The following is a 14,236-nucleotide window of genomic DNA, read 5'->3' on the forward strand; positions in this document are numbered from 1 at the left end:
CCGATAATTGTTTAGTTAATTGTTAAATTGCTTAATTTTTGAATTTTAAGAGCACTAATATAACGAAAAATATTTTCATAGTCAAGCATTATGATTTTGCCAGTTTTCGAACTCGTTTCTTTGGCGTTTTTTTGACCTCTTCTTCGATTTCAGGTCCTTGCGTGGGTTCTTCTAAAACGACAGATTCTGCAATTTTGAAGGGTTCCTTAGGAGCAACAAGAATATCTCGAAATTGCTTTAAACCAGTTCCTGCAGGAATAAGATGCCCCACAATCACATTTTCTTTTAAACCGAGTAAATAATCAATTTTCCCAGAAATAGCAGCATCTGTTAATACTTTTGTTGTTTCCTGGAAAGAGGCAGCCGAAATAAAGCTATCCGTTGAAAGAGATGCTTGTGTAATTCCTAATAAAATGGGTTCGGAGGTTGCCGGTTCAGCTTCTCTAAATTCAGCAACCTTTTTCCCCTTCTTTTTGACTTCGCTATTCAATTCACGAACCTTTTTCTTGAGAACAAGCTGTCCATTCTTAAATTTCGTATCACCCTTGTTGTTGATATATACAGTTTCTTTAAGTGAGTCGTTTTCTCCTAACAATGACAATTTAGCCACCACGTCGCCTTCAATAAAACGTGTATCACCGGAATCCAAAATTCGAACTTTTTGCATCATTTGTCGTACGATGATTTCGATATGTTTATCGTTTATTTTAACACCTTGCATACGGTAAACTTCTTGGATCTCGTTTACTAAATATTCCTGAACTTTTCCGACTCCCTTAATTTTTAAAATATCGTCGGGATCGATAGCTCCATCGGTTAAACGCTCGCCTGCCCGGATAAAATCATTTTCCTGAATGAGGATGTGTTTCCCAAGCGGAACGAGATATTCCTTACGGTCTTTTCCATCGTGACTTTCAACTATAACCTCTCTTGAACCGCGTTTTTGCTGACCAAAACGAATTATTCCATCAATTTCTGAAACGATTGCAGGATTAGCAGGATTACGTCCTTCGAACAACTCGGTTACTCGTGGCAAACCACCTGTGATATCGCGTGTTTTACCTATTGAACGAGGTATTTTCACCAAAATCGTTCCAGCACTTATTTTTTCATCATTATCAACAACGATATGAGAATGTGTGGGAAGGTTATATGTAGCTATCTTCTCGCCCTCTTCATTCTTCAATAATATTGCAGGATTGAAAGTTTTATCTCTGGATTCTATGACCACCGTTTGGATGTGTCCGGTTTGTTCATCGGGTTCTTGGCGATATGTAACATTTTCCCTTAAGCCTGAATATTCAATGCGCCCTGAATGTTCGGTTATAATTACAGCATTATACGGATCCCATTCATAAATGATCTCACCTTTTTTAATATATGTTCCATCATGGATTTGTAAAGTTGCACCATATGGTACATCATATTTTGTTAGCAGTCGTTGTTCGTCGTCATAAACCATAACCACGCCACTGCGACCTGTTACGATACGTTTGTTACTCTCATCATCTTGTTTGAGCGATTTTACATTTTCGTATCTAATAACTCCATTAAACTTGGATGTAATTTGCGATTGTGCAGCAATTAAACTTGCTGTACCACCTGTATGGAATGTTCGGAGAGTCAACTGTGTACCGGGCTCACCTATAGATTGAGCAGCGATAATACCAACTGCTTCACCAGTTTTGACCAATTGACCAATCGTTAAATTTCTACCGTAACACTTTGCACAGATACCACGTGTAGCTTCACAAGTTAAAACCGAACGAATATGTACTGTTTCGATAGAAGTCTCGGATACTTTTTGAGCAATTTCTTCTGTAATTTCTTCTCCGGCAGCAACTATCAATACGTTTGTCGAAGAGTCATATACGTCGTGAACCGTTACACGTCCTAAAATTCTTTCTGCTAATGGTTCTTTAACATCTTCGCCCTCTTTGAGAGCGCTCGTAGCAACACCCATAATAGTACCACAATCAACCATCGTTATAATTGCATCTTGAGCGACATCCACGAGACGTCGGGTGAGATAACCGGCATCAGCAGTTTTTAATGCTGTATCAGCTAAACCTTTTCGAGCGCCGTGAGTTGAGATGAAATACTCCAATACTGACAATCCTTCACGGAAATTGGCTATAATCGGATTTTCAATTAATTCACCAGCCGAACCGGACATACTTCGTTGCGGTTTAGCCATCAAGCCACGCATTCCGGCTAATTGGCGAATCTGTTCTTTGGAACCTCTCGCACCGGAATCGACCATCATATAAAGTGAATTGAATCCAGCCTGCGAATGTTGCAATGATTCGAATAATCGTTCGGCAACACGAGTTGTAGCGCGTGACCAAGTGTCGATAACTTTATTGTATCTTTCACCCGGTGTAATAAAACCGTTGTAATACTGATTTTGTATGTTATCTACATCCCGTTGCGATTTCGCTATTATTTCTTCTTTTTCCTTAGGTACAATAACATCCCCGACACTAACCGATAAACCACCTTGTGTAGCATATTTGAATCCTAAGTATTTTAAATTATCTAAAAACTCGGCGGTTTTTAAATTTCCTACTTTGCGATAAACATTTCCGACGAGTTGAGTAAGTCGGTTTTTATTTAAGAGTTCATTAATAAATCCTACTTCAGTAGGAACTATTGCATTAAATATTACCCGACCGGTTGTAGTTTCGATTATCTTGTTATTAATGCGAACTTTTATCTTAGCGTGCAATCCAATCTTTGCAGCATTATGAGCGATGATTACTTCATCTTGTAATGAAAATATTTTGCCCTCGCCTAAATCGCCCGACCTTGCTTTTGTAAGATAATAACAACCAAGAACTTGATCTTGCGTTGGATGTACGATAGGCGACCCGCTTGCAGGAGATAAAATATTATGGCTCGAAAGCATCAAGATGCGCGCTTCCATTTGCGAATGATAAGATAATGGAATGTGAACCGCCATTTGGTCGCCGTCAAAGTCGGCGTTGAATGCAGTACAAACCATCGGATGAATTCTTATTGCTTTACCTTCTACAAGAACCGGTTGAAATGCCTGAATACCAAGACGATGAAGAGTTGGTGCTCTATTCAATAGAACCGGATGACCATCTATAATGTGTTCAAGAACTTCCCAAACTTCGGCTGATTTTTTTTCAACCATCTTCTTGGCACTTTTCACGGTCTTCACCAAACCCCGTTCAATTAATTTCCGTATGATGAACGGTTTGAATAATTCAACAGCCATATCTTTTGGTAATCCGCACTCGTGCAATTTTAATTCGGGACCGACAACGATAACGGAACGACCAGAATAATCGACTCGTTTTCCTAACAAGTTTTGACGGAAACGCCCCTGCTTCCCTTTCAACATATCGGCAAGGGATTTTAATGCCCTGTTATTATCGGAACGAACTGCATTCAGTTTACGCGAATTGTCGAATAATGAATCAACAGCTTCTTGAAGCATACGTTTTTCGTTCCGGAGAATTACCTCAGGAGCTTTTATATCAATCAATCGTTTTAAACGATTATTGCGGATTATTACTCGACGATACAAGTCGTTCAAGTCAGAAGTTGCAAAACGACCACCTTCAAGAGGAACGAGTGGACGCAATTCAGGTGGAATAACAGGAACAACTTCTAAAACCATCCACTCGGGTTTGTTTAGCGAGCCATCGCCTTTATCGCGAAAGGCATCAAGAACACGCAACCGTTTTAATATCTCAATTTTTTTCTGGGCTGAGGTTTCTTCTTTCAATGTTACACGAAGATGAGCGGCTGTAGAATCAATATCGATACTTTTTAACAAAGCTTTTACCGCAGGTGCACCGATATCGGCTATAAATTTTCTTTCGTCTGTTTTATCTAATTGCTGATTGTTTTCAGGTAAAGTGGATAATATCTCCAGGTATTGTTCTTCAGAGATCATATCCATTCTTTTCAAACCTGTGGATCCCGGTTGGATTACGATATAAGATTCATAATAAATAATTTTTTCTAAATCTTTTACACCCATACCGAGTGTGTATCCAATTTTCGTGGGAGCCGAGCGGACAAACCAAATATGAGCTACAGGAACTGCTAAGTGAATATGTCCTAAACGTTCGCGCCGAACACTTTTTTGTGTTACTTCAACACCGCATCGGTCGCATACAATTCCTTTGTATCGGATACGTTTATATTTTCCACAATGACATTCCCAATCTCGAATTGGACCGAAAATTTTTTCGCAAAACAGTCCATCTTTTTCAGGACGGAAAGAACGATAATTTATCGTTTCGGGTTTTGTTACTTCACCACGAGACCTGGACAGAATATCATCCGATGATGCTATGCCTATCCTGATTTTCGTAAATGCTTTTTTAGTTGTTGGTTCTATATTTCGCATAATTATTTTGCTCCAATGTCCTTCTTAATCAATCTTGATTTCTAAACCTAAACCCATCAATTCGCGTACTAACACGTTAAAGGATTCAGGGATACTTGATTCGGGCAGATTATCTCCTTTAACGATAGCTTCATAGACTTTAGCCCGACCCGGAACATCATCACTCTTAACGGTTAATAATTCCTGCAAGTTATGCGCAGCTCCGTATGCTTCGAGCGCCCAAACTTCCATTTCTCCAAAACGCTGTCCACCGAATTGGGCTTTACCACCGAGCGGTTGCTGAGTAATTAATGAGTACGGACCAATTGAACGCGCGTGAATTTTATCATCAACTAAATGGGATAATTTCATCATATAAAGAAACCCGACAGAAACTTGTTGATCGAAAGATTCGCCGGTCATTCCATCAATCAAAGTTGTTTTTGAATATTCTGCTATACCCGATTTGTGTAACTCTTCAGCAACTTCTTCCCATGTCGCACCATCAAATATTGGTGTTGAATATTTTTGACCCAACTTGTATCCAGCCCAACCGAGTGCAGTTTCAAATAATTGTCCGAGATTCATACGCGATGGTACGCCCAAAGGATTTAATACGAAATCGACAGGAGTTCCATCCGGCAAGAATGGCATATCTTGAACAGGAACAACTTTCGATACGACACCTTTATTACCATGCCTACCTGCCATTTTATCGCCTACAGAAAGTTTACGTTTCTTTGCGACATAAACTTTGGCAAGTTGAACAATTCCGGGAGGAAGTTCGTCGCCCGATTGTATTTTATTTTTTTCGTGCTTGTAAACACTTTCAATGTCGTTAAGTTTTTCGAAGTAAGCTTCAAATATTTTAACGACTAGTGCATTTTTCTTTTTATTTTCTACCCATTCAGTTTCATACTCTAGAATTTCTATCTCGTCAATCGATTCGAACGTACTGGCTTTGATAACTACTGAGTTTCGTATAACGAGGTTGTCTTTTTTATCACGAATTCCTAAGCACTTTTCACCGGTGAGCAATATACCGAGTTTCTCGGCTAATTTTTTCTTAGTTTCTTTTAAATCGCGAATTCGGTTTTTTTCTATCTGTTCCGATCGTTTCTTATCTTGTTTCTTTGTCTCGGTGTCCTTGCGTTTGCGGCTGAAAAGTTTTGTGGCAATAACAATACCTTTCATTCCCGGAGGCGCCTTCAATGAGGCATCTTTCACGTCGCCTGCTTTTTCGCCGAAGATTGCTTTTAATAATTTTTCTTCGGGAGTCGGGTCGGTTTCACCCTTCGGAGTTATTTTACCGACTAAGATATCGCCTTCTTTAACCATAGCGCCAACACGGATTACGCCGTTTTCATCCAAATCTTTTACAACTTCTTCACTAACATTTGGTATTTCACGAGTCAGTTCTTCTTCGCCGCGTTTTGTATCGCGCACTTGCAATTCGAATTCCTCAATATGAATAGATGTATATACATCTTCAGTAACTAAACGCTCGCTGACTACTAAAGCATCCTCGAAGTTATAACCTCGCCACGGCATAAACGCAACAATCACGTTTCGACCAAGTGCTAACTCTCCATTTTGTGTTGAACTGCCGTCGGCTAATACATGACCTTTTTTAATTTTTTGCCCTGCTATTACAATCGGTATTTGATTGATGCAGGTATCCTGGTTCGTTCTGAAAAATTTTGTCAGCTTGTATTCGACAACAGTTTTATTGTCGAATGATGTCAACGATTCGATACTGCTTTCGTCGATTTCATAATGAACTATAATTTTATCAGCGTCAACATATTCAACAACCCCTGAGCGTTCAGCAACGATCATAGATTTCGAATCTATCGCCACTTTTTTCTCGAAACCTGTTCCAACTATCGGAGCTTCAGGTTTTAACAAAGGTACTGCCTGCCGTTGCATATTCGACCCCATCAATGCGCGGTTAGCATCATCGTGTTCGAGGAACGGAATGAGAGCCGCAGCAGCACTCACAATTTGTGTAGGAGCGACATCTATATAATGAACTTCTTCGGGTTTCACGATTGGGTAATCGCTTTGGAAGCGGGCTTTAATTTTGATATCAGTGAAATTTCCTTGAGCATCTAATTTTGCATTTGCCTGGGCGATGGTGTAAACGTCTTCTTTTTCTGCGGTCAGAAATTCAATATCGGTTGAAACCTTTCCATCGTTCACTTTTCTATATGGTGTTTCAATAAACCCGAACTCGTTCACTCGCGAATAAATACACAACGAGGAAATCAAACCGATGTTTGGACCTTCGGGTGTTTCAATAGGACACAACCGTCCGTAATGAGTATAGTGAACGTCGCGAACTTCGAAGCCGGCTCGTTCACGTGTTAAGCCGCCTGGCCCGAGTGCCGACATCCGGCGTTTATGTGTAATTTCGGCAAGCGGATTTGTTTGATCCATAAACTGCGATAATTGATTTGTTCCGAAGAACGAGTTTATCACACTTGTTATTGTACGGGCATTAATCAAATCTTGCGGGGCAAGATTTTCGTTATCGCGCAAATTCATTCGTTCGCGGATTGTTCGCGTCATACGAACCATTCCTATATTGAATTGTTGAGCTATCTGTTCGCCAACTGTGCGAACGCGGCGATTACCGAGATGGTCAATATCGTCAACTGTTTTTTTACCTTGTTGTAAATCTAAAAGATAATTGATGATTGCCAAAATATCTTCGCGGGTAAGTGTTGTGGTGGTTGTCGGTGTGTTTAAACCGAGTTTCGAGTTCATTCGGTTTCTGCCTACATTACCGAGGTCGTATCGTTTTTCGTTGAAGAACAAACGGTCGATTAAATTTTTGGCGGTATCCAAATCAGGAGCTTCACCCGACCGAAGCTGTCTGTAAATTGCTTCAAGAGCATCTTGTTCGGTACGTGCAGCATCGCGTTGAATTGTATTCGCGATAATTGAACGTTCGCCGCTACTATCAAATTTTAAGAAATGTAGTTTCTTTATCTCTAATTTTTTTATCTTCTTTATAAGTTCTTCAGTTAATGCTGTATCTTTATTAATAAATATTTCACCTGTTTTTTTATCGATAACATCGCTACAAATAACACGGTTTAGATAATTTTTTAAGTCTGCCTCTTTAGCATCAACATCTTCAATTAAGTTGAAAAGTTTTAAAATTTCATCATCGGACGAATAGCCAATCGCACGGAGGAGAGTAGTAACAGGAAACTTTTTCTTTCTGTCGATATAAACATACATTACGTTGCTGATATCTGTAGTGAATTCGATCCACGAACCGCGGAAAGGAATAATGCGGGCAGAAAATATAGGAGTTCCGTTTGGATGTATCGACTCGCTGAAAAATACACCGGGTGATCGATGAAGCTGGCTAACTACTACACGTTCAGCTCCATTTATGATGAATGTTCCTCTGTCAGTCATTGTTGGCAAATTGCCGAGATATACTTCCTGTTGGATAGTGTCAACATAGGAATGACCGTCTTCGCTTTTTTTGGATAATTTCAATTTTGCCTTGAGCGGAACTGCGTATGAGAGTCCTCTCTCCTGACATTCCCTGACATCGTACTTTGGTTTTTCGACGGAATATTCTACGAATTCAAGAAGATAATTTTCGCGAGTATCTTGTATCGGGAAATTCAGTAAAAAAACTTGTTGCAAACCCTGAACCTTACGTTTGACCGCGGGGGTTCTGGCTTGTAAAAATATTTCCCAAGATTCCCTCTGAACATTCAATAGGTCGGGCTGTTCGAGAACCTGTGGAATTTTAGAAAATGAAATTCTTTCGTTTTGAATATTTATTAGGCGCTTCAATTTACCTGCTCCTTACATTATTAAAAAACTTTTATTAAATCTTAAAAATAAAAAATATCAAGCCGATAATTCAAATCTTCAGAAAAAGATGTAAAAATTATCGGCTGATTTACAAAATGAGTCGCTTTTTGGACAAAGTCCGTAGCCTACAGTATTACTTTAATTCTACTGTTGCGCCGGCGTCTTCGAGTTCTTTCTTAAGTTTTTCAGCCTCATCCTTATTCAAGTCCTCCTTCACAGTCTTCGGGGCACCGTCAACGAGGTCTTTTGCTTCTTTCAAACCGAGTCCTGTGACAGCACGAACGACTTTGATGACGTTAATTTTTTGAGCACCCGAGCTTATAAGTACAACGTTAAATTCGGTTTTTTCTTCTACTACCGGAGCTGCGGCGGCAGGCATCAGTCCGCCCATCATCATCGGAGCTGCGGCTGTAACACCAAATTTTTCCTCGAGAGCTTTTTTTAATTCTGCTGCTTCGAGTAGAGTTAATTTTTCTATTTTTTCAACTAATTCTTGAATTACTGACATTTTTTTATTCTCCTATACTATTAAATTTTCTAAATAATTATTAATTAAGCGGCTTTCTTTTTTTCTATTGCATCCAATACACTAACCAAATCTCTCATAACAGCAGAAATTACACCAACGAGTCCGGAAGCAGGTGCATCAATACTTCCGAGAATTGAAGCTATCATCTCTGGTCGTGAAGGCATTGTGGCAATATTATTAAGTTCACTTCCATCGTAAATTTGTTTTTCGATAATACAAGCTTTTACTTTAAGGTTCTGATTTTTATCGCTGAACTTCTTAATAATTTTTGCTGGAATAATTGGATCATCGTATCCGAATGCAATCGCCGTAGGTCCGACAAGTTTGGGGTAAACTTTGTCGTAACCGGTAACAGCTTCGAATGCCTTATGAACAAGCGTGTTTTTGACGACACGATATTCGACACCGGCTTTATAGAATTCCCGTCGAAGCTCGTTTATCTGCTCCACAGTAATTCTGGTAAAGTCAGCCAAGTACATACCATTGGCGCGCGAAACCTTTTCCTTTATTTCTTCGATTATTTTATTTTTTTCATTACGTTGCATTGATTCCTCAATAATTAATTTTTTTACTGAGAAGCCCAAACCTTTTATTGATCTGGCAGTAAAAATTAATTGCTATTTATATTTATGAGTGCGTAAATTTCTTTTTTATATTTTAATTACATTTTTATCAATATGAACGCCAGGTCCCATAGTGCTCGAAAGAGAAATACTGCGTATGTATTGTCCCTTTGCTGTAGCCGGTTTCAAGCGTGCTACAGTAGCTAAAAATGCGTTTATGTTTTCAACAAGTTTTTCGTTGTCGAAATTTGCTTTCCCAATGGAAGCGTGTACAATTCCCGCTTTATCAACACGGAATTCAATTTTACCGGCTTTTACTTCTTTAACAGCTTTTGCTACTTCGGTAGTTACTGTACCGCTTTTCGGATTTGGCATTAAGCCACGAGGTCCTAAAATTTTTCCGAGCTTTCCAAGGTCGCCCATTACATCAGGCGTAGCAATTATTACATCAACATCAGCCCAGCCTTGTTGAATTTTTTGAAGGTAATCTTGGTAACCGGCATGATCAGCACCGGCTGCTTTTGCTTCTTCGTCTTTTGGTGGTTTAGCAATAACGAGTACGCGAACTTCTTTACCAGTTCCGTGCGGAAGCGAAACTGTACCACGTACAGCTTGATCAGCTTTTTTGGGATCGACTCCTAATTTTACAGCTATATCAATCGACTCCACAAATTTAGCGGTTGATGTTTGTTTTGCCAAGTTAACAGCATCTTCGATAGTAAAAAACTTTTTTGAATCTACCTTAGATGTAACTGCTTTGAATCTTTTACTGATTTTCATTTTTGTATTCCTTTTATTAGTGGTGATAGCGTTTCGGAAATCAACCTGAAAATTATTGCAGGTTTGAAACTTCCACGTTAATTAAAATCTATCCTTCTACAGTAATGCCCATACTTCTGGCAGTACCGGCAATCATTTGCATTGCTGCTTCAACATCGTGCGCATTCAGATCAACCATTTTCGATTCGGCAATCTCGCGAACTTGTGCCGAAGTTACTTTTCCGATTTTGATGCGGTTCGGTTCTCCAGAACCTTTTTCTAATTTTGATGCTTTCAATAATAGTATTGCAGCCGGAGGAGTTTTGGTAATAAAAACAAACGACTTATCTGAAAAAACCGTAATAACTACCGGAATAATTAAGCCCGATTGCTCTTTTGTTTTTGCATTGAACTGCTTACAAAATTCCATAATATTTACACCCTTTTGACCAAGGGCAGGTCCTACCGGAGGAGCCGGGTTAGCTTGTCCTGCTGGAATTTGTAACTTGATATAACCTACAATCTTTTTCATTACTGAACCTTTATAAAATTATTTTTCAATTTTTATTTGACTAAAATCGAGTTCGATGGGTGTTTTCCGTCCGAAAATACTTACCATCACTTTTAGTTTCATTTTTTCTTTATTAATTTCCTGAACAAAACCGCTAAAGTTGTTGAATGGACCGTCGATAACTTTTACGGCATCACCGATAACATACGGAACTTCTAAAACTTCCTCTTCCGATCCTTTATCGAGAGAACCGATAAGCCGACGTACTTCCTCTTGATGAAGCGGTGCAGGTTCTCCACGAGGTCCAACGAAACTGATTACTGATGGAGTATTTAGAATCAAATGTTTAGTTTCTTTATCTAAAATTGTTTCGATTAGAATATAGCCGGGGAAAAAAGTTTTTATTTTACTCTTTTTTTTGCCGTCCTTAATCTCAAATACCTTCTCCGATGGTACTACAACCCGTGCAATTCTGTCGATCAGTTGCAAACGTTCTGATTCTTCTTCGATAAAAAATTTTACTTTGTTTTCGTGACCTGAGTAGGTTCGAACAACGTACCATTTTGTTTCGGTTTTGTTATTTTCCAAATGTTTATCCACTTTTATAATATTGCCTTCATCGCTTGACTAACGATGGTATCGACGAAGTAAACAAAAACAGCAATAAAGCCACAAACAGCTAATACGACTACGGTTGTTTCACGTAATTCTTCCTTTTTGGGCCAAGTTACTTTTTTCATTTCTTTTACTACGTCAGTGAAGAAATTAATTATTTTTTCTTTCATATTAACCTTTTACACTCATTGTGAATGCACGTGTGGAGGGACTCGAACCCCCAACCTGCGGTTTTGGAGACCGCTGCTCTAGCCATTGAGCCACACACGTGTATTAGATAATTTATTTTGTTTCTTTATGTGGTGTGCGTTTATTGCACCACCTGCAGAATTTTTTGTATTCTACACGACCACTTTGTTTTTTCTTATTTTTAGTTGTAGTGTAATTTCTTCGTTTGCACTCAGTGCATTCTAATGTAATTATATCACGCAATTTAAATCTCCAAAATATATTTTTTAGATATTGTTTTTACGAGCTTGCGACCGGGATTGAACCGGTGACCTCTTCCTTACCAAGGAAGTGCTCTACCAACTGAGCTACACAAGCCTATTTGAGCAACTCAAGAGCGGGAGACGGGACTCGGACCCGCGACCAACAGCTTGGAAGGCTGTGACTCTACCAACTGAGTTACTCCCGCAATTTCACTTGACATTCTCTAAATTCGAGACGGGCAATTTGAAACAAGTACTTTGTGGGCAGGGAAGGATTTGAACCTCCGAAGGCCGGAGCCGACAGATTTACAGTCTGTTGCGTTTGACCGCTTCGCTACCTACCCAACTTGAGCTGGCAATCGGATTTGAACCGATGACCTGCTGATTACAAATCAGCTGCTCTACCAACTGAGCTACGCCAGCATTTATTTTTAATAATTTACTGGTAAATAGGAAAAAATATATCTATTCCAATTGAAACCAGCATACATATAATAAAATATTTGTGTTTTTTTTGTTATTTAGCCAATTTGCTGAAAAATTAGCATAATAAGATAACATTTTTTTAATTAAAGTCAATACTTTGGCACAGTATTATATGATTTCAACACTTATCTAAGTAAATTATTCCGATAAAGAATTAGTTCCCTCGATGAGGGATTTATCTTTAGCCCTTGATCGAAGAAAATTAAGGCTGATTTTATATCACCCCTCTGTGCCTTAAATAATCCATTAGAAATAGATGCTTTAGTGTACAAATTTAGTAAAAATTCTGCCTGATGAGAAATTTTTTCAGTACTCCGGAATTTGAATTCGATTTCTCTTTCCTTGAAGTCAGCGTTGTTCTTTATTATTTGAAAACACAATCCCGATGGAACTCTTTGGAATCCTTCTGTGTACTGTGGTTCTATTTCTGGGGTTACATATATTGCCCGTTCATCATAATTTTTTTCTATGAAACTTTTTATTACATCTTTAAATCTTCCTTCGATCAATTCATAAGCATAAGGAAGATTATGTTCGAATTTATAAAGCTCTATTAAAAAAGCATCAATTTCAGTCTTCGATTTTTCGATAAGCCAAGGATACTTTACCTGAAGTTGTTTAAAATACCACGAACGTCTTAACAACTCCTTATCGATTACAACTACATCCGAACGGTATTTTTCGACAAATTGATAGTAATAAGATGCTGATACGAAATAGTCCCACTGATAAGAAATAATAATTCCATTTGGTTCAATCGAGTTGAACATATTTTTTGTGTAGTCTTCTACTAAATAATTTTTGCTTTCATCACATGTTTTGTAGTTCAAAATCAGAGGAATGAAGGCTAACAACCACACTACTATAGCTACATATTTATAGAATGATTTTTCAGACACCTTAATTAATAAAGTATTATATCCGACAGCAATCCATATAGCAAGAGTGAAATATGCCAATAAAAAATATGAATCTATATCATGAATATCATAATTTATTGAATACCCCACACAACCAACGAATAATAAGACGGAAAACATGAAAACTTGTTTGTGCTGTCGGAAGAGACTCCACAAACCAACTAATGCTAAAAGTAAGAACAAAAAATTAAACTCGTTCAATAAATTTCCAACGAAATAATTAAATTGTTTTACAGCTGATTCTGTTGATGAAAAAATCCAAACCCTGTATTGCTTACCGCTAAGATGCCAAAATATTTTTTCCAAATCTACTGGATTCCCCCAATTGAGAAACGGTGAACTTGACGCACGAACAGGCAGATAGAAATAAAAAGACAAACCAACAATAAATGGAACGACTAAAATAAATATTAACCGCCACGAATATTTTGTAAATCCGTTTATTGCAAAGAATAGATATAACAATGCAGGTGCTAATAAAATGGTTGTCATGTGGTTTGTAAAACTCATTCCCAATAACAGAGCAAAAACAAACCACTCCTTCGATGTATTAATTTTTATTGACCTGCCCTCTTCACAATAATTTCGAATTGCTTTGTAAAAAAAATAGAGAATGGCTGACAGAAACAAAATGTGCAGCGAATAAACTTCGATTGAAACTGCTTGCGACCAAAATGTTTGTGAGAATGCAAGAACCAAGGAAGCAGTAACCGCCGGCAAATATACCAACTTGAATTTTAGAGTTTCCAACTGTCGTTGTGAAATGTTTTTAAATTCACGAACGGCCAAATCCTCTAATAGTAAAACTAAAAATCTGAAAAAGAAAAATATTCCAACCGAACAGAGAACAGCCGACATCAGATTCAATTTATAAATCACAGGTAAACCGATTGGTAGATGGCTGAACAGCCATCCGGCAAGTGTAAATAACGGATAACCTGTAGGATGAGCAATTCCGAGTGTTGCCGCAACGGCAGCTAATTCACCACTATCGATAAAATTAACAGAAGGAGCTAATGTGTTAACATAAACCACGAACACAAAGACTGTTACCACAAATCCCAAAATTACCGCAAAAGGGATATTTATTTTAAATAGTTTCAATAAACGTTAAATAATTTTTTACAAATTAAGTAATTTGAATGAAAAAAGCCACAAACTACTTGCCCATTTACACTTTTTTAGTTATCTTAAAAATAAAATCTTCTAAGCT

Annotated in this window: 10 protein-coding genes and 5 tRNA genes; all 15 read right to left on the reverse strand. The window is 38.2% G+C overall.

Annotated features, from left to right (window positions below; genetic code table 11):
* Positions 1–88: 88 nt before the first annotated feature.
* A complete protein-coding gene (rpoC, locus tag QME58_00405; protein ID MDI6802295.1) occupies positions 89–4,387 on the reverse strand; it encodes a DNA-directed RNA polymerase subunit beta' in 4,299 nt (1,432 codons plus the stop codon).
* Between the two features lie 24 nt (positions 4,388–4,411).
* On the reverse strand, positions 4,412–8,176 hold the full coding sequence (gene rpoB, locus QME58_00410) for a DNA-directed RNA polymerase subunit beta (GenBank protein ID MDI6802296.1): 3,765 nt from the start codon (positions 8,174–8,176) through the stop codon (positions 4,412–4,414).
* 166 nt (positions 8,177–8,342) lie between these two features.
* Positions 8,343–8,717: a 50S ribosomal protein L7/L12 gene (gene rplL, locus QME58_00415; GenBank protein ID MDI6802297.1), complete on the reverse strand. Its 375-nt coding sequence runs from the start codon at positions 8,715–8,717 to the stop codon at positions 8,343–8,345.
* Positions 8,718–8,761: 44 nt separating this feature from the next.
* Positions 8,762–9,283, reverse strand: coding sequence for a 50S ribosomal protein L10 (rplJ, locus tag QME58_00420; GenBank protein ID MDI6802298.1), 522 nt, complete (start codon positions 9,281–9,283; stop codon positions 8,762–8,764).
* Positions 9,284–9,388: 105 nt separating this feature from the next.
* The gene (rplA, locus tag QME58_00425; protein ID MDI6802299.1) at positions 9,389–10,081 is read right to left on the reverse strand and encodes a 50S ribosomal protein L1; all 693 of its coding nucleotides are present in this window, start codon (positions 10,079–10,081) and stop codon (positions 9,389–9,391) included.
* Positions 10,082–10,169: 88 nt separating this feature from the next.
* A complete protein-coding gene (gene rplK / locus QME58_00430; GenBank protein ID MDI6802300.1) occupies positions 10,170–10,592 on the reverse strand; it encodes a 50S ribosomal protein L11 in 423 nt (140 codons plus the stop codon).
* A gap of 18 nt (positions 10,593–10,610) precedes the next feature.
* Complete coding sequence (nusG, locus tag QME58_00435; GenBank protein ID MDI6802301.1) at positions 10,611–11,159, reverse strand: transcription termination/antitermination protein NusG; 549 nt, start codon at positions 11,157–11,159, stop codon at positions 10,611–10,613.
* 14 nt (positions 11,160–11,173) lie between these two features.
* The gene (secE, locus tag QME58_00440; GenBank protein ID MDI6802302.1) at positions 11,174–11,356 is read right to left on the reverse strand and encodes a preprotein translocase subunit SecE; all 183 of its coding nucleotides are present in this window, start codon (positions 11,354–11,356) and stop codon (positions 11,174–11,176) included.
* Positions 11,357–11,383: 27 nt separating this feature from the next.
* Positions 11,384–11,456 (reverse strand) — tRNA-Trp (locus tag QME58_00445).
* Between the two features lie 12 nt (positions 11,457–11,468).
* Positions 11,469–11,618, reverse strand: a complete 150-nt coding sequence (gene rpmG, locus QME58_00450) for a 50S ribosomal protein L33 (GenBank protein ID MDI6802303.1) — start codon at positions 11,616–11,618, stop codon at positions 11,469–11,471.
* A gap of 41 nt (positions 11,619–11,659) precedes the next feature.
* Positions 11,660–11,732: transfer RNA gene (locus QME58_00455), tRNA-Thr, on the reverse strand.
* 18 nt (positions 11,733–11,750) lie between these two features.
* Positions 11,751–11,823, reverse strand: a tRNA-Gly gene (locus QME58_00460).
* 55 nt (positions 11,824–11,878) lie between these two features.
* Positions 11,879–11,961, reverse strand: a tRNA-Tyr gene (locus tag QME58_00465).
* A gap of 6 nt (positions 11,962–11,967) precedes the next feature.
* A tRNA-Thr gene (locus QME58_00470) sits at positions 11,968–12,040 on the reverse strand.
* Between the two features lie 188 nt (positions 12,041–12,228).
* Positions 12,229–14,127, reverse strand: coding sequence for a DUF2723 domain-containing protein (locus tag QME58_00475; GenBank protein MDI6802304.1), 1,899 nt, complete (start codon positions 14,125–14,127; stop codon positions 12,229–12,231).
* Positions 14,128–14,236: the final 109 nt, after the last annotated feature.

This window comes from Bacteroidota bacterium, assembly GCA_030017895.1.
Classification (GTDB): Bacteria; Bacteroidota; Ignavibacteria; order UBA10030; family BY39; genus JASEGV01.